The following is a 16,167-nucleotide window of genomic DNA, read 5'->3' as shown; positions in this document are numbered from 1 at the left end:
GATACGGTCCAGCAGCTTAAGGGGAGCTACCGGGTTCGTCCCGCTGACAGACTCGACGTTTTGATTGGACAGTCGGCCCCGCCCGGTAACGGGGGCCGGACGGGTGCAGCGCGCCGGACGGCGAGGAACAGCGGCCCGCTGGCGCGGTCGCCGATCAGGCGTGGGAGGAGCTGACCGATGCCGGACTGCCATCAAACCCAGCGGACGACGTGACCCATCGCGGTGATGCGTGAGGCCGTCCAGGGCAAACAGGTTGTTGAGCAGCTTCCCGAAGACGATGCCGCGCTGCCGGGCGTTCTCCATGGAGGACAACTGGCGAGCCGGGACCGAAGGGCTTGGCGCTCGGCACGGCGGTGTGGGTGTCGCCGGTGGTGCGGCGGCGGTCGTAGTGGGCGCGGGCTCCTGGCGAGGGACGCGGGCAGGCGAAGGCCCAGACGTAGCCGGTGGCGGCCAGGCGGTCGTTCTTCACTTGGCGGTTGATGACCTGCCGGGATCGGCCGCTGGCGCGGGTGACCGGTGCTGATCCGGCATAGGCCTTCAGGCCGCGGGCGTCGGCGAAGCGAGTGCGGTCGTCGCCGAGTTCGGCCAGGATGCGGGCCCGACCAGCGGGCCGACGCCGGGGAAATTGGTGATGGTCTGGGCGTCGGGGTGCTGAGTGAAAGCCTCCTCAACGGCGGCGGCCAGGTCCTGTTCGGCGGCGCATGCGGCTTCGAGCTGGGCCAGCAGCGAGGTGAGCTGGCGGCCCATGGCTTGTTCGACCAGGTCAGGCAGGCGCGTGTGGTACGCGCGGAAGATCTGGCACAGGCGTCCAACGTCCTGCTCGACCTGGCGGGCTCGGCCCGCGCGTTTGAGCGCCGCACGGATCTGGCCGCGGGTGAGGGTGGTGGCGCGCCTCGGGGTGGGCGCCAGGGCCAGCAGGACGCGGGCCTCGGCCTTGGTAATGCCGCCGTTGCGCAGATGGGCGAATGCCTCCAGAGTGGCGGCGTAGTAGTCGTGCAGCACCGCACGGATGCCCTGGCCGAGTTGAATGCGGTCCCAGACCGCGTCCTGCTGGGCGCGGGCCAGCACGGTGATCGCGCGGGCCAGGTCGGAGTCGGCGGGCAGGGGACGGTGCGCGACCATGTCGGTGCGCAAGATATTGGCCAAGGCCATCGCGTCCTGCTCGTCGGACTTTTTGTTCGAGGCGCTATGGCGTCCGCGATAGCGCGAGACCGCATAAGGGTTGATGGCGAACACTCGGCGGCCGGTGGCGCGCAGGCTGGCCACCAAGAGCCCGTGCTGCTTTTCGATTGCGATCGGGATCGGGGCCTCTGGGGAGTCGCCGGCCTCGGCCAGTAGGGTCAGCAGGGCACGCAGGTGGCGGCGGCGACCGGCGCGCCGCAGCCAGGGCAGTGCGGGACGGCGGGCGGAGAGGTCCTGGCTGTTGCGGCGGAGATTCCTTTCGCCGATGGGAGGCTTCAGCCTTCCCACGGTTTCTCCCGGTAGGTGCACACCAGGTCGTCTTGGAAGACCGTCTCTGGAGACGTCAGCTTTCACACCTGTCTGAATGCGTCGGCTCGCTAGGCGTCGAGGTAGCGGTAGCGGTCGTCGCCGGGTGTGATGGAGACCTGACCGTCGCGGATCTGCCATTCGGCCATGCCGTTGATCTCGTGGGTGGCGAAGAACAGGCCGGTGACCCGGTCGCCGTCGGGGTCGGAGGCCGGGAGCTGCGCGATCTCGCTTATCTGCTCCTGGAACGCATCTATTGCCGACTCGCGGATGTCAGCGCCGTAGAAGACGTAGTAGGTCCAGTTGATGTGTTGCCGCGGCGTCCCCCAGCCGCCGGAGTAGTGACCGTCGTCGTGCGCCGCGATGATCGTGTGGATCGCGCCGAGCTGCTGTTTGTCGCATTCCAGCCATCCTCTGACCGAGACGTAGATGCCCACCGGCTGGTCCTCTCCTCATTCGCGGCAGTGCCGCGGGGCTCCATTGCGACCCCTCGGCCGCATGCCACTGCAGACTCCATACAGCCACCGCCTCCTCACCGCGCTTCCGGTCGATCCGAAGATGAGACGACGGCCCCCATCAAGCACGGTGACACACCACGCCACGATCGCCACCACCTGCTATCCGTCGACAGATAGTCACTACGACGCCGGGATGAGATGACATCTCATACGATCACAAAGCATGTCAGAACTCGTGGATTCAACAGCCGATCCCAACGGGGCCGCCGATCACCAGATGTTCGGGATCTGCGACCGGCAGGCCCTGACCGATGCCGACCTCCGAGCGCCGGTCCCCGGAACAGAGTGGCTGGGCGTGGGAAGGTCCGCCGTGCTGGTCGGCGTGGTGATGGACTTTCTCGGTCTGGACGTCCGCCTTGAGCACTGGACCGCCGAGCCCCCGGCGGCGCAAGATCCCGAAGTCACCACGACGATCGAGTTGCACTTCCCCACGGGATCTTTGACCTACGACGCCGTCGCAGCCGGGCCAAGACCTGACTTTTTCGCCGTGCCTCCCGGGACCTACAAGGTCCGTGTCTCCGGCTGGGGGCGTGCCGGCATCAGGGAAAGATGGCTTGAGACCCACGACCTCGATGGCGACGAAGCCGAGCAAGCAACCGAGGACCTCAGAGGCCAAGAACGCTACCTTTTTCAGCTCTGGCCAAGTCCCCCATCAGAACGCTGACCCACGCACACCTGGGACACGCGTTGGCCGGGAGGGTAAACGACAGGCTTAGCGTCAAGGGATGGCGTTGTCGGAATGCTTGCTGTTGGGCGGCGCGGGTGGGGCGCTGGTCGAGGTGATATCGCTGTTGAACTACCTCAATGCCTGGCAGCGCGCTCGGCGGGACACCAGCGGCAAGGTCAAGAACAGGCCGCCCTCGGTCTGGAAGTATGTCGACTTGCCCGCAACCGCTTGGCTACTTGTGATCCGAACCGGAGTTGGGGCCGGTACAGCAACGGTCTTCGCTCTTGGCCACCAGATCAACGGCCCGTACGCCGCACTGGCCTCAGGTCTGGCGGCACCAGCGATTTTGGCGCGGGCCGGCCAGTTTTCTTCGGCCCGCAAAGCGGTCCAGGGCCAGGCAGCACCCGCAATCGCCGAAGAGAAGCGCGAGAACGTGGCATGACGGCCCCTGCTTCCCTGCGCCGCGCCTGGCGGCGGGTGCTTGGACTAGAGCCGACGGTCGAAACTCCTATCGCCAGCCATCGCAAGCTACCCACTTTGGCAGCGAGTGGTCGCGGGCCTGTTGAGAGTGAGGCTGCAACCTCGTGTTGAAACCGCCAACTCCCCAGGCGTGCCCATGAACCGCATCAGTGGCACCGCCCGTCAGGGCATGTTCAGCACGCACGAGCAGGAGCACGCGTTGGCATGACGCCCGCCGGGCTCACGGTCGGCAAGGTGAGCCTGTGGTCAGCTGTCGACGACCAAGTTCGACCCCGACGACTACCGCAACCGGTACGCGGTGGAATGCGGCATCAACCGCCTCAAACGCCACCGCGCCGTGGCCACCCGCTACGACAAGCTCGCCGCCCGCTATGAGGCCACCATCCACATCGCCGCCATCAACGACTGGCTCACCTGACTTCGAAACAGGCCCTAGTGGTTCGGCTGTCGTCGGTGCGACCCGGACTGGTTTTGGTGTCAGTAGGAGATACAGAATTGGCGTTCGTCGCCGACTTCGAGGTGTCCGGACGGATCGTCCTGTGGTGGATTCCCTACGGACGCCACCAGAACGAGTATCGGCCTCGGGGGCCCCGACGAGCTGATCTCCGTGGGAGGCCGCTCGCCGAGCCGAACCTGGATGCCATGCCCTGTTCCTCAGCGGATGCAGCGCTGCTGAGGCGGGCATCTTCCCTGTGGGTGGCGGCGACCTCTTGCTAGGGGGCTGATTCGACGTCGGTCACCCATCGCCGGTCAAGGTAGATGTGGTATTCGGACACCGCGTTCTGATGGACCATCAGAAGCCTCGGCTTTTTGAGGTAGAAGTCCTCCGATGCCAGCAGCCTGCCTGTGGCGGGATCGATGATCAGGACGCGGCGTTGAGACCACTTGCCACCGAAGTCCGCGTCGGCGGTGACGGCCTGCCCGGTGCGGCCGGCGCGGTCCCGAACTCGTCCCAGCGACCGTATGGTTGGTTGGCTGGCGAGCATGTGCCACATGGCCGCCGCGGATCGGGAGCTGATCACCTCGTCTTGATGAAGCCGCGTGATCGCGCCCATGAGCCGGTACCCGGCCGTTCCGCCTTGAGCCGGTCCGGCGAGCAACAGGTGTTCGAGTTGCCGGGCGCTGAGGCCGGGATCTAGCCACCGGGGGCGTGGGCCCTTGGAGCGTGTATCGGTGAGGGCCCTGCCCGGCCGTTGCGTGATCGTGCGGCGGGTGCCATCGGGAGCCCAGAACCGCTGGTTGGCCTCCTCCGCAACCTCGGCGGATCCTTTCCGGTCCTGCACCGAGACGTTGAGATACCAGTCCCGGTTCTTGGTGTAGGCGGTTTTGCCCGCGGCTCCTTCTGCGATGTCGCCTTGATGCTCGGCCGCCTCGGCGAGTTTCAGCAGGACGGGCTCCGCCGGCGGCAGAGCGTCCGGCGGCGGCGGCGTGCCGCCGGCTGCCAGCTGATAGTTCAACAGCCGCGGAGTCGCGATGTACTTGTCCCGGCTTGTCTGGTTCGAGTTGGCCAGGACGAGCGCGGCCGCTGCAGCTGCTGCTGTCGCGCCCGCACCGGCCACCAGGACTCGGCGCCGGCTCATCGAGGGCGAGGAGTTCGCCGCCGCGTCCGGCTGAGCCGGGGGGCGCTGTGCGGCAAGGATCCCGTTCAGAAGGTCGTGAGCGCGGACGGCGCGCTCCCGACGGGCCGGGGCGTCGAGCTCGTCAGCCGTCAGCGGGTCGCAGCTCGCCACCAAGTCCAAGTCCTCATTGGCTTTCATATGCCACTCCTTCTCGGCCCCGCGCCACGCCTTGTCCGGCAGAGGGTTCGCCTCCGCCACGCGCTTTGGTCACCGCAGCCTGCAGTCTCCGGCGCGCTCGGTGAACCCGGTTGGCCATCGCCGTGGGGGAGCAACCGACCACACGTGCTGCCTCGCTGATGCTCAGACCGTCCCAGCCGACCAGTTGGAGGGCTTCTTGGTCTCTCCCGGACAGGCTCTGCATGGCTGTCGCGGTGTCGGATACCGCGGTCTGCGCACCCGAGGTGATGCCGTAGGCGGGAGCCGAGGCCCCCAACAGGTGGCCGAGCTTGGCAAGCAGACGGTCTCCGCGGCGTTGTCGGCGCTGCTCGTTGGCCACGACCTTGCGGGCCACGCCAAGCAGCCATGGCAACACTTCAGCCTCGCGGGACGGCACCTCACCGCACCGCCGCCAAGCGACCAAGAACGTCTCGCCTACGACATCAAAGGCGAGATCGCTGCCCACTCTTCGAGCGCTGTACCGCCACACCGTTTCGTAGTGGCTCTGGAAGATCTCAGTGAACTGCTCCTCGCGATTCACCACCGGCCTCCTCTTCGCCCCTACATGTCCGGCGAGGCTCAGATCCTCGCATAATGTGACTCAAGTCACATTGGAGCATTCGAGGGGCCCGTGGAAGTGGCCCGTGGGCAGCTCGCTGGATTACTGGAACACAGGACTGACTCGGCACCCCGCCGCTACCGCGCCCACCCAGACCTGCCTACCTGTACCGTCTCGGGCGACGCCGACTGCCGGAGTTCCTGGACCGGTGACCGCCAGAGGCCTGACCGGCCCCGACGGTCGCGCCCTGCGCCGCGCCGCTGCAGCCCCGGTGGTCGACGCGACCAGGCCGAACACCTCGCCCTTGCCGCAGGCGAACTCGCGCTCGACGCCCGCGCCGAAGACCTGGCTCATCCCGTCCAGCAAACCGGCTGGAGGACCGGCCCGATCGCCGGATACATCACCGCCGCACTGCCACTCATCGCCCGCGCCGTCCTGGCGGCGGCGGTCGCAGCCGACCGCGCCGCAGGAGCCACTTGGGACGAGATCGCTGTCGTCCTGGACATCAGCGCCGACCCCGCCGCCCGCCGAGACCGGCCGAACTGACCTCTACAGAGAAGCGTCCGACAGCGCCTCTCTCAACCGGTGGATCTGCTCACGCCAGTCCTGGCCGCCAACATGGGTCCACAACGCCGCGGACTCTGAGTTCTCACCAACGACCCGGTCGAGCGCTTGGACCGCCAAGGAGCGCAGATCCGCCGGCAGGGGCGGGATCGCCTCCTTCGGACCGTAGGCGGTGGCGATCGGCGGACCACCAGCACACTGCGCGGCCACGATCGCCGCTGCCGCGACGGCGGTGTCTCCAGTGGCCACCCCCAGATACTCGCCTTCTGCCACCGCCGCGCTCAACGCGTCTCGGATCGCTGCCGGACGATCCTGCTCCGGTAGGTCATCCAAGTCGCCGGCAAAGTCAGCGGCCGTGTCGTTCCCAAAGGGGCCGGCACCCCACGTTCCCATCTTCACCCTCTGATCACTCGCGATTCGCGATCAGACTAAAGGGCAGCTCCGACAGCCCGACGTTTGTCGACGCCTCAGTGACTCGCTTGTGACGGCCGATGCAGCGGTACCGGGTGAGAGCCTTCTCTACGTCTTCGGGGGGCTCCGGTCCGGCGCACGGCGTCGCCCGCCAGCTTTTGCTCAAGAGCACCACTTCGCAGCTACGTCCACCTCGTGCTGGTGCCAGTCACAAGCGGTGCATCTCAGCATGTTGTTGCCCGCCGTATCAGCTTCCGTCCCTTCCTCGACGGGTCGCCGCGAAGCCGCAGGTCTACTTGACGGCGACGCTGACGTCACCGCGGCCGCCCCCTCGAATGGGATGGCCGGACGTGGGAGGTCAACGGCGAACCCGTCTTCTGGCCAACGCGCTCGGCAGCGGCATCCACCACGTCGAATTGAACGTCGTCGGCGGCTAACTGGCGGTTGGGCCCTCGCGCAGGGTCAATGCCAGAACGGCGTGGTGTACCCAGGGCGGGACCCGCAGGACTTTGACCGCGTCCGGGGGATGCCATTGCAGCCGGACGCCTTCGGTCAGCGGGAGTGCTGCGGCGTCTCCGTCCCACCGGGCGGTGAAGACCACGACCCCGCCGCCGTCGGGACCGGGTGGGTACTCCAGTTGCTGGGTCAGGGGCAGGGCCAGGCCGGTTTCCTCGGCCAACTCCCGCTCCATCGCCTGCAGCGGCGTCTCGCCCGGCTCGGCCAGCCCGCTGATCAGCGACCAGTGCCCGGGCCAGGCGATCTCAGGATCGTCATCACGCAGGTGCAGCAGTACCTGGCCCGCGGAGCTGAGCACGACGACGGCGACACCGAAGTCGCCGGTTCGGTCGGCGGTCACGGGGATCCCACAGAGTTCGGCACGGTGGGGCGGCCGTTCCATTGTCCTCTGTCGTGGCGGCATGTTCCGTAAGGCGGGGGGCGATGCTTCCTTGGAGGTCTGGCGCGGTTCCGATGGGCTCTAGGGCCATGTCGAGCTGGGGAGAAGTGCGCAGACTCGCGACGGCATCTGCGTGGGGGAGCTGAGGGTCGCGCCGTGGCTGCGTGCATGTGCGGTCGGTCTTGGCGGCGGCAGACGATGGCCTGTCGTTGTTGGGCGGCCAGGCGGTGTTGTTCATTGGGGCGGTGATTGTTGCAGGTGCTCCAGGAAGCTGCTGTCCACCTGGGGGTTCTTCAGTTGCCAGGTGCGGCGTTCGAAGACGAGGTCGCCGCTCACCACGAGTGGGACTTTTGAGCGGTAGGCGATGATCGCCCATTCGTGGGCGGTGCTGGTGAGGGTCATTCGTACGTTGCGTACCTGTCCTCGCACGTCTGCGGTCAGAGTGATCGTTCCGGCCTCGTCTTCGTCGCCGTCGTCGCGTACGAGGCTGCGGACATGACCGACGAGGGTCTCGTGGTGAGGTGGTTCTTCGCGACGGATGAGTCTTTCTCTCACTTTGGACAGCAAAGCGGCTGCGCTCTGGTCCAGGACGACCGGCTCGGTGCCCACCTTCGGACGGGGGTGGCTGGCGGCCCAGTCGAAGGTCAGGCCGACCGAGCGAAGTCCTTCTGTTCTGGTCATCTCTTCGAGTGACTCCACCAGGCCGGCGCTGAGGCCCCATTCGCTGGGTGCCGCCAAAATGGATTCGCTACCGGCGCCGCAAGGCCGAATGCGCCGCCTTCACCCTGGCCGCGTACAGAGCATGCTGAACGGTGCCCACCAGCAACTGCCCGGCGGGAAGATTGTGCTGGTCCGGGGACAACCTGGGAGTTCATCACTCAGCGGCGACGCGGGCGTTCATCGGCGCCCACGCCGACTGGCTGACGGTGTTCCACTGCCGGCCTACGCCCCGAGCTCAACCAGGCCGAGAGCGTGTGGTCGCTGCTGCAACGGTCCATGACCAATTTCCCGGCCACCGATCTGGACCATCTGGCCGGCGTGATCAAGCACCGGCTCAAGGTGATCCAGCACCACCCCGACGTGATCGACGGCTGCCCGGCCATCACCGGCCCCACCCTGAACACCACACCCGCCATCACCAATTAACCCTGGTTAGGACGGCCGCTCCAGGCAAAGCCGTCCCAAACCCTCATTCGCACCACGTCGTTAGGCTTCGAGGGGTCGGCCTGCCTGGCTGAGCAGTCGGTCGCCGAGTTCGGTTCGTGAGTAGAGCACCTGTCGGCCCGCCCGGCGAGAGGTGAGCAGCCCGGCGGCCCGCAGTGCCTGGAGGTGCACGCTGAGTGTCGGCGCGGAGAGGGCCATCTGGGTGGAGGCGTGACTGGTCGACATCGGCAGGTCGAGCTGGGCCAGGAGGGCGGCCCGGGTTTGTCCGAGGACGCCGGCGAGCGCCGAGCCGGGCTGCTCAGGGTGGGTCTCCCAGAGCCGGCCGAGGCCACGGGGGGAGTAGGAGACGCTGGGTGGTTCTGGTTGCGCGGTCCGTACCAGGACGTCCGGCCAGGCGAAGGCGCAGGGTACGAGGAGCAGGCCGCGCCCGCCGCAGTCGGCTTGGCCTTCGTAGTATTTGACGATCTTTAGTGTCTGCTCGTCGAACGTTACCGACGGGTGGAGGTTGCTCATCATTCGATCGACGCCACCGTCGGCCAGGGCATCGAGTCGATAGGCGATGTCGTCGTTGAGCAACGCTTCGATTCGCGGCCAGTGCGGGGCGATCGCGACCCGGTGATACGCCTCGAGCGCTTCGGTGATGGGGCCGATGCCTGCGTCGGGCCGATCTACCAGCGCCTGGAGCAGGGCTCGCCGCTCTTGGCGGCCCGGTCTTTGCTGGGCGAGCCGGTGGGTCGCCAGGTGCGCCAGCTCCTGCGCGACGATCTCCGGATCGGCGTCGGCGACCTGCGCGAGCGCGTCCGCGAAGGTCGCCGAGCGGCGACCCTGCGGTGGCACCAGGAAGTCGGGGATGTAGCCCTCCGGGCGCACCACCGCCCGCAGCAGGTCGAGGTCACGCTTGCGCAGCCGGTCGGCTCGCTCGGCGAACCCCTCGATCCAAGGACGGTGCAGGTGCGGACCCTGCTTGCCGGCGGCCAGCGTACGGAGGCTGGCGACGGTCTCTTTGAGGGGCGAGGCGGCGAAGCGTATACGGGTCAAATCGATCGCTGTGAGGTGTAGGTGGATCATGCGCGCCGCCCTTCGATTAGGCCTGAGCCTAATCGTGGCCGTATGCATTGACTCCGCCGGAGACTGAGGACGTTCGCTCGGACCAAAGATCAGGATCGAAGATGCGCACTCTGTTTCACCGTTGCGGCCGGACGTGGAGGACTTCACCGTCCTCAAACAACTGCCGGAGCACGTCGTCCCTACCGCTTTGGCCCAGGCAGGCCGATCGCGGCCACCGCGGCCACATCGTCGTCCCCGGCGGCGCCATGCCCGCGAATCGATGACACAGGCCCTGCCCGCAGCATACGAACGACTCCACGCCTACGGGCCGGAGTTCGGCGGCGACGAGGAGGGAAACCACGGGCTGACCAATCACGGGCCGATGGCCGTGGAGGTCATGGTCCGGCGGGAGCTCGACATCAACATCGACCGCTGGCTCGACCGCTACGTAGGCCGCCTGGCGGAGCTGCCCGACGCGAGCGCGGCCATTCGGCCCGGCGAGTGGCGCGCCGCGCTGGGTCAGGCACGACGGCTGCCCGACTGGGCCGCCTACTTCCGGCACGAGCTGACCGAGCGCCCATGGCCAGAGGTGCTCGCCGAGTGGTGGCCGCGGCTGCTGCCCGGGATCGTGGCCGGCTCGACCCACGGCGTGATCCGGGTCAGCCACGCGGTGCGCTCACTGCGCGCCACCCCTGTCACCCCGGCGCATCAGACCCTCGACGAACTGGCCCACGGGCTGGCGTTCTGGGCGGCGCGCTACCGCGAGCTCGCCGGGATGGTCGCGCCGGAGGGAACACTCACGCCGCGACAGGCCCTGCCGGCCGTTACCCGGCTCAAAGACCGGAGCGGCTTCATCGCCCACCGGCTCGACCGGCTCGAGGGCAGCCCCGGTTGGACCGCGAGCCTGCGCGCGCTGGAACCCGCCGCGTCCGCCGATGAGGTCCCGGCGCGGTTGGAGTCACTGGTCGACAGCGCCGCCAAGGCCTACCTCGGGCTCGGCCACGGCTCCCCGGTCCTGCTGGCCCACGCCGCTACCGCGCCCAACGGCGTGCGGCACGTGCTGCCGGTGTTGCCGACCGAGCAGTGGTTGCCGAGTCTCGCGGCGGCCTGGGCCGCGGTGGTGGCGGTCGTCGCGACGTACGCCCCGCTCCGGTCGGCCCCGTGCTCGGAGATCATCCGGCGCTATCCCGAGCCGGCCCGTGAGGAGGCGCTCCAGCGGGCAGCCGAACACGGCGACGAGCACGTCCTGAAGTTCGCCGACACTGCTGTCGAGTCCTACGACCGCACCGGCGATCCCGAGCTGCTCACCGCGACCCTTCACGTCGGCGAGCTGATCGACCGTCCTTGACACCCGACGACATCTGGCGGCTCGCAGCCGATCTGCGACGGCCCGACGCGGGGTGCTGGGCGGTGTCGGCCAGTGGCTGATCGGTACCGTCCGCTCGGTACACAACTCAACCGTGACGGGACCGGGAGAGGATTCCCGGCTCGTTCATCCACCCCGGCCGTTCCGGCCAGGGATCAACCCTGCCTGAGGAGTATCTGGTGCGTAAGATCATCGCGAGCCTGTTCGTTTCGCTGGACGGTGTGGCCGAGGCGCCCGACACCTGGCATTTCCCCTACTTCAACGATGAGATGGGCGATGCCGTCGGTGCGGCCATGGCGACCTCGGACGCGATGCTGCTGGGTCGCGTCCAATACGAGCAGTTCGCGGCCTACTGGCCCTCCAGCAAGGACGAGTTCGCCGACTTCATGAACAACCAGAAGAAGTACGTCGTCACCAACACCCTGACCGAAGCCACCTGGAACAACACCGACATCATCAGCGGTGATGTGCCGGGCAGGCTCCAAGCGCTCAAGGCCTCCGAGGGCGAAGACATCGCGGTGACCGGCAGCCTCACCCTCGTCCGGTCACTGCTCAAGGAGGGCCTTCTGGACCGGCTGCAACTGTTCGTCCACCCGGTCATCATCGGCAAGGGCGCCCGCTGGTTCGACAACCTCGACAGCATCGAACTGCGGCTGACCTCTGCCGAGACCTTCAGCGCAGGCGTGATCAACCAGGTCTACACCCCGGCCGCCTGACCATTTCCGTCAGGCCGGACGGGACCGCCCAAGGCGTCGGCAGTGCCCGCGGCTGGGAGCCGGGACGGTGCGATGACTTGTTCAGGAGGCGCTGCCATGCCGGGCGCCAGCGGGGTGGCCTGGTGCGACGACAGCAGGCGCGCGGCCGTGCGGTCGGCCGTTCGGTGGGCGACCTTCCCGGTCGCGAGGAACGCTATAAGCACCCCCATGGCCCCGCCGGCGGCGATGATCCACCAGCCGGGACGGCTGGCTGCGGGCAAGGACGCGCGGGGGTCAGTGGACAGGTGCGCCACGACGACCGCGCCGACGATGGCGACGCCCAGGGCCTGGCCGACCTGGCGTCCGGTCGAGGCCACAGCGGATGCGACACCGGCCTGGGAGAGTGGCATGCCAGAGACGGCCGTCGCGGTGATCGGCGCGTTGAGCATGCCGAAGCCGAGCCCGAAGCATAGGAAGGAGGCCAGCAGCAGCCAGGCTGGGGTATCGGCGGACAGGACGGTCAGCAGCAGAGCGGCCACCATGAGAGCGGCACCGCTGATAGCCAGGGGCATTCGCGCACCGTACCGGGCGGCGAGTCGGCCGGACAGGGGCGCGACCAGCAGGACTGTCAGCGCGAGTGGCAGCATCAGCAGCCCAGCGATAGTGGCGCTGAGCCCGCGGGCATCCTGCAGGTAGAACGTCATGACCCAGAGGTATCCGCCTGCAGCGGCCATCCCCACGAGCGCCATGGCGACGGCCCCGGCGAAGGGGAGGCTGCCGAAGAACCGTGGATCGATCAGCGGCTCGGGGTGATGTGACTCCCAGACGATGAGCCCGGCACCGCAGACGAGAGCGAGGACGATCAGGCCGAGGATGCTCGGCGATGCCCATCCCTGCGTGCGACCGTTGATGATCGCGTACGTCAGCGTGGTGAGCACCGTCACGACCAGCAACTGGCCGACGAGGTCGGCTCGGCGAGGCCGATCCCCTCGGGACTCGGGCACATAGCGCGCCGCGAGACCGATGGCGAGCAACCCGATGGGGACATTGATCCAGAAGATCGATCGCCACCCGATGGTGCCGACCAGAATTCCGCCGAGGATCGGGCCGAGAGCCATGCTCAGCCCGTACACGCCGCTCCAGATGCCGAACGCGCGCGCCCTGCGGTCCGGGTCCGGGAAGACCTGCGAGACGATCGCCATGGCGACCGGGTTCATCATTGATCCACCGATGGCCTGCAGCACGCGGGACGCCACCAGGCATTGCGCATTCGGCACCATGCTGCACAGCAGGGACGCCAACGTGAAGATCGCCAGTCCGGACTGCAGGATGCGGCGCCGGCCCCACCGGTCGGCGAGCGACCCCGCCGTGAGGAGCAACGCGCCCAGCACCAGCTGGTAGGAGTCGACTGTCCACTGCGACAGGGACAACGGTGCATGCAGGTCGGCGCGCATCCGAGGCAGGGCGATGGTGACGATCGTGTTATCCAGGCCCACGATCAGCAGGCTGAGACAGCAGATTGCTAGGACGAGAGCCGGACGGACCGGCCGGGCGGGAGCGGAGGCTGTTGTGGACACCAGATCACTATCGGATCCCAGGCCCTCTCCGGTCCAACATTGATTCCGTTTCATTATCGATTCCAGATCGGTATCGATATCCTGATCGGATGGCGCCCGTACTCGACATCACCCCACTTCGCAGCCTTGTCGCGGTTTCTGCGTGCGGTGGGTTCCACCGCGCCGCCCATGCGCTCCATCTCACCCAGGCCGCGGTCAGTCGGCATGTGCAGCGGCTGGAGGACGCGATCGGCCGACCCCTGATCGAACGAGACGGACGCGGCATCAGGTTCACCCCTGACGGCGAGGAGTTCCTGGTCCACGCCCGTGCCATCCTGGATGCCCACGACACCGCCCTCGCGCGCTTCGACCGGCATCGGCCCCGGACGATCACCGTCGGGTCGATGGACCACGCCGCGGACGAGTTGCTGCCCGACCTGATCCACGAGCTCCGCCGGGCCTTCCCTGAACGGGACATCCAGTTCCGTATCGGCCGCAGCGCTCAGCTACGCGCCTCGGTCGCCCGGCAGCAGCTCGACGTGGCGATCGTGCTGGAAGGCATCACCCGCGATCCGCACGATCCGCACGCGATCGCTTGCCGGTGGCTGGCCGCAGCCGACTGGCGGCCACCCGAGGCGGCACTCCTCCCTCTGGTGCTGTTCGACCATCAGTGCGGCCTGCGCACCGGCGCCCTCGACACGCTGGCAGCGGAGAGGATCGGCCACCACATCACCGCCGAGGCACCCGATCTGACGGGCGTCCACGCCGCCGCCCGCGCCGGTCTCGGCGTCACTCTCCTGCCGGTCATCGGCCGCATCCCCGACAAGCTGACCGTCGTCCCGGGACTCCCCGCCCCGCCTTCCGTCATATTCGGCATCCGTACCTCACCCGCGCTGGACACCAAGGACGCCGAGAAGATCAATGAGGTGGCGCGCCGCGCCGTCCGTGACCTCCTCCGTCCGTCACGGTCGGCGCCGTCGCCCGAATGGTCTCGATGCCGCCGCGGGTGAAGAAGATGTCCGAGGCGTTCAAGGGCGTGTTCATGTGCCGAGGAGTTCGGCCATTGCCCCTGGCCGCCCGAGGAGGGTCGTCCTGCGTAGGCGGCAGGAAATCCGTCACGGATGGGCGGTTGCAGGGGGGCGCCTGGCAGGCGACCAGACCCGAGTGGCTTGAGGGCAGGTGGGGCCGAGAGGAGCGCTGTTCCGGCGGAGGGTCGCGGGCAGGGAGTAGAGTGAGTTTAGGTCTAAACTCATGGGAGGTTCGGTCATGGCACGGACGGTCGTGGTGAGCGGCGGAGGGACCGGTATCGGCCGGGCGGTGGCGCGGCGGTTCGCGGCGGACGGTGACCAGGTGGTCGTCATCGGCCGCCGGGCAGAGGTCCTGGAGCGGGCGGCCAAGGAGATCGGCGGCACCGCCTTGCGCGCCGACCTGAGCGAACCGGCCGACGTCGAGCGCGTGCGGGACGAGTTGGCCGAGCGGTTCGGCGGCATCGACGTGCTGGTCAACAACGCCGGCGGCAATGTCGAACGGCACGGGGACGGTGGAGGCGACGTCGCGGCGCGCTGGACGGGCAACTTCCGGGCCAACGTGCTGACCGCGGTGCTGCCCACCGAGGCGCTGCGGGACCTTCTCAACCCGTCCGGCCGCGTGGTGTTCCTCACCTCGATCGCGGCGCTGCGCGGGTCGGGCGGCAGCTCCTACGGACCGATGAAGGCGGCGCTGCACCCCTACTCCGGCGACCTCGCCGCCGCGCTCGGGCCGCGCGGCATCACGGTGAACGTGGTCGCGCCGGGCTTCATCGACGACACCGAGTTCTTCGGCGGCACGCTGGAGGAGGAGCGCCGCGCGATGCTCGTCGGGCAGACCCACACCGGACGCGCCGGGACGCCGCAGGACGTCGCCGAGACCGTTCACTGGCTCGCCTCGCCCGGCGCGGGACACATCACGGCGCAGATCATCCAGGTGAACGGCGGAGCCGAGCGTGGCCGCTGACCCGCCGGGGCGCGCCAGCGGCGCCGCACCGGACCGGGCGGACGCCATCGCCGCCGCCTGGCGGCGGGAGCTGCCGGGCGTCCCGGTGGAGTCGATCGGAGTGATCACCCGGATCTGGTGGGCGGCGAAGGTGTTCGGGGACGAGCGCCGCCGCCTGCTGGCCGCCCTGGGCGTGGACGTCGCGACGCTCGACCTGCTCTCCACGCTCCGCCGCGCCGGCGCGCCCTACCGGATGAGTCCGGGCGAGCTGGCCGAGGCGTGCATGGTGACGCGCGGTGCGATCACCCAGCGGGTGGAGCGGGCGGCGCAGGCGGGGTTGGTCGAGCGGACCACCACAGGTTCCGGCTACCACGCCCGCGCCGTCACGCTCACCCCGGCGGGAGGCGCGCTCCTTGACCGCGTGGTCGCCGACCTGCTCGCGGCCGAGGACCGGCTGATCGGCCACCTGTCGCCCGAGCGCCGCGACCAGCTCGCCGACCTGCTGCGCGACCTGCTCGCCGGCCTCGACGCCGCACCGCCCACCGGCCAGGTCGGCGACTGAGCCCCACCAGCACGGGCCGCTCCGGACGGGGCGCCGCCGACCTACCGGGCCTGGCGTCCGGAAGCGGCGGCAGCATAGGAGCACCAATGTTTGAGTTCGAACGGCGAGGTAAAGCTCCTCAACCGATCCCGCCCGACGTGCAGGTCAAATCCAGCGAGCTTCGGCCCGGCGGCATTCTGATCACCAAGCACCGCTGGAGCGCCTGCCACGGCACCGACCTGGACCACCGGCTCCAGCGCCTCGGCGTCACCGGGATCGTGTTGGCCGGGATCGCCAGCAGCATCGGAGTCGAGTCCACCGCCCGCGACGCCCACCAGCGCCGCTGCAACCTCACTGCGTCCACGACGCCATGACCGACCCCGACCCGCAGGCCCGCACCAACGCCCTCACCCGCATCCTCCCCAAGATCGCCGAAGTCGGCGCCACCTCGGACGTACTGCCCCACCTGT

Annotated in this window: 17 protein-coding genes and 2 pseudogenes; 9 read left to right on the top strand and 10 right to left on the bottom strand. The window is 68.5% G+C overall.

The genetic code is table 11. From position 1 onward, the window contains the following. Nucleotides 1-349: 349 nt before the first annotated feature. The 3 genes and pseudogenes from FHU30_RS47885 to FHU30_RS22710 form a co-directional block, all read right to left on the bottom strand. Nucleotides 350-696 (bottom strand): annotated as a pseudogene (locus tag FHU30_RS47885) (transposase); the annotation flags it as partial. 300 nt (nucleotides 697-996) lie between these two features. Next, nucleotides 997-1,629, bottom strand: a pseudogene (locus tag FHU30_RS47880) (IS110 family transposase); the annotation flags it as partial. Beyond that, nucleotides 1,560-1,925 (bottom strand): hypothetical protein, encoded by a 366-nt coding sequence (locus FHU30_RS22710; RefSeq protein ID WP_253878564.1) that lies wholly within the window; start codon nucleotides 1,923-1,925, stop codon nucleotides 1,560-1,562. The pseudogene FHU30_RS47880 and the gene FHU30_RS22710, both read right to left, overlap by 70 nt. A 244-nt stretch (nucleotides 1,926-2,169) precedes the next feature. On the opposite strand from FHU30_RS22710, the gene FHU30_RS22705 reads away from it, so the two are divergent. Both FHU30_RS22705 and FHU30_RS22700 read left to right on the top strand, forming a co-directional pair. Then, the gene (locus FHU30_RS22705; RefSeq protein WP_253878563.1) at nucleotides 2,170-2,670 is read left to right on the top strand and encodes a hypothetical protein; all 501 of its coding nucleotides are present in this window, start codon (nucleotides 2,170-2,172) and stop codon (nucleotides 2,668-2,670) included. Between the two features lie 61 nt (nucleotides 2,671-2,731). Beyond that, a complete protein-coding gene (locus tag FHU30_RS22700) occupies nucleotides 2,732-3,115 on the top strand; it encodes a hypothetical protein (protein WP_253878562.1) in 384 nt (127 codons plus the stop codon). A 751-nt stretch (nucleotides 3,116-3,866) separates the two neighbouring features. Here the strand turns inward: FHU30_RS22700 and FHU30_RS22690 are convergent. The 5 genes from FHU30_RS22690 to FHU30_RS22670 all read right to left on the bottom strand — a co-directional run bounded on the left by FHU30_RS22690 (nucleotide 3,867) and on the right by FHU30_RS22670 (nucleotide 8,095). Then, entirely contained in the window at nucleotides 3,867-4,910 is a 1,044-nt protein-coding gene (locus tag FHU30_RS22690; RefSeq protein WP_253878560.1) for a hypothetical protein, read from the bottom strand. Further along, entirely contained in the window at nucleotides 4,897-5,469 is a 573-nt protein-coding gene (locus FHU30_RS22685; protein WP_253878559.1) for an RNA polymerase sigma factor, read from the bottom strand. Before FHU30_RS22685 ends, FHU30_RS22690 begins: the two co-directional genes overlap by 14 nt. Before the next feature lie 567 nt (nucleotides 5,470-6,036). Further along, complete coding sequence (locus FHU30_RS22680; RefSeq protein ID WP_253878886.1) at nucleotides 6,037-6,444, bottom strand: DUF4259 domain-containing protein; 408 nt, start codon at nucleotides 6,442-6,444, stop codon at nucleotides 6,037-6,039. 451 nt (nucleotides 6,445-6,895) lie between these two features. Continuing rightward, on the bottom strand, nucleotides 6,896-7,318 hold the full coding sequence (locus FHU30_RS22675) for an NUDIX domain-containing protein (protein ID WP_253878558.1): 423 nt from the start codon (nucleotides 7,316-7,318) through the stop codon (nucleotides 6,896-6,898). A 273-nt stretch (nucleotides 7,319-7,591) separates the two neighbouring features. Continuing rightward, complete coding sequence (locus FHU30_RS22670; protein ID WP_253878557.1) at nucleotides 7,592-8,095, bottom strand: hypothetical protein; 504 nt, start codon at nucleotides 8,093-8,095, stop codon at nucleotides 7,592-7,594. A 234-nt stretch (nucleotides 8,096-8,329) separates the two neighbouring features. Here FHU30_RS22670 and FHU30_RS22665 point away from each other — a divergent pair, with 234 nt between their 5' ends. Next, entirely contained in the window at nucleotides 8,330-8,503 is a 174-nt protein-coding gene (locus tag FHU30_RS22665; protein ID WP_253878556.1) for a hypothetical protein, read from the top strand. Between the two features lie 60 nt (nucleotides 8,504-8,563). Here FHU30_RS22665 and FHU30_RS22660 read toward each other — a convergent pair whose 3' ends face one another. Further along, nucleotides 8,564-9,589, bottom strand: coding sequence for an ArsR/SmtB family transcription factor (locus tag FHU30_RS22660; protein WP_253878555.1), 1,026 nt, complete (start codon nucleotides 9,587-9,589; stop codon nucleotides 8,564-8,566). A gap of 259 nt (nucleotides 9,590-9,848) precedes the next feature. Between FHU30_RS22660 and FHU30_RS22655 the strand changes: the two genes are divergently transcribed. Together FHU30_RS22655 and FHU30_RS22650 are read left to right on the top strand one after the other, a co-directional pair. After that, the gene (locus FHU30_RS22655) at nucleotides 9,849-10,916 is read left to right on the top strand and encodes a questin oxidase family protein (protein WP_253878554.1); all 1,068 of its coding nucleotides are present in this window, start codon (nucleotides 9,849-9,851) and stop codon (nucleotides 10,914-10,916) included. 197 nt (nucleotides 10,917-11,113) lie between these two features. Continuing rightward, a complete protein-coding gene (locus FHU30_RS22650; RefSeq protein ID WP_253878553.1) occupies nucleotides 11,114-11,650 on the top strand; it encodes a dihydrofolate reductase family protein in 537 nt (178 codons plus the stop codon). Here the strand turns inward: FHU30_RS22650 and FHU30_RS22645 are convergent. Further along, nucleotides 11,632-13,206, bottom strand: coding sequence for an MFS transporter (locus tag FHU30_RS22645; RefSeq protein WP_308211368.1), 1,575 nt, complete (start codon nucleotides 13,204-13,206; stop codon nucleotides 11,632-11,634). The two genes, FHU30_RS22650 and FHU30_RS22645, sit on opposite strands and share 19 nt — an antisense overlap. 89 nt (nucleotides 13,207-13,295) lie before the next feature. On the opposite strand from FHU30_RS22645, the gene FHU30_RS22640 reads away from it, so the two are divergent. From FHU30_RS22640 to FHU30_RS22625, 4 genes are all read left to right on the top strand, one after another. Continuing rightward, the gene (locus FHU30_RS22640; RefSeq protein ID WP_253878551.1) at nucleotides 13,296-14,195 is read left to right on the top strand and encodes a LysR family transcriptional regulator; all 900 of its coding nucleotides are present in this window, start codon (nucleotides 13,296-13,298) and stop codon (nucleotides 14,193-14,195) included. A gap of 256 nt (nucleotides 14,196-14,451) precedes the next feature. Further along, nucleotides 14,452-15,177, top strand: coding sequence for an SDR family NAD(P)-dependent oxidoreductase (locus FHU30_RS22635; RefSeq protein ID WP_253878550.1), 726 nt, complete (start codon nucleotides 14,452-14,454; stop codon nucleotides 15,175-15,177). Further along, the gene (locus FHU30_RS22630; protein ID WP_253878549.1) at nucleotides 15,167-15,718 is read left to right on the top strand and encodes a MarR family winged helix-turn-helix transcriptional regulator; all 552 of its coding nucleotides are present in this window, start codon (nucleotides 15,167-15,169) and stop codon (nucleotides 15,716-15,718) included. Before FHU30_RS22635 ends, FHU30_RS22630 begins: the two co-directional genes overlap by 11 nt. Before the next feature lie 86 nt (nucleotides 15,719-15,804). Then, nucleotides 15,805-16,071, top strand: coding sequence for a cysteine hydrolase family protein (locus FHU30_RS22625; RefSeq protein ID WP_301323480.1), 267 nt, complete (start codon nucleotides 15,805-15,807; stop codon nucleotides 16,069-16,071). The last annotated feature ends 96 nt before the right edge of the window (nucleotides 16,072-16,167 follow it).

It is taken from the genome of Actinomadura rupiterrae, assembly GCF_024172125.1.
GTDB classification, from domain to species: domain Bacteria; phylum Actinomycetota; class Actinomycetes; order Streptosporangiales; family Streptosporangiaceae; genus Spirillospora; species Spirillospora rupiterrae.
The sequence above is the reverse complement of the archived record's forward strand: the minus strand, read 5'-3'. Positions and strand labels throughout refer to the sequence as shown.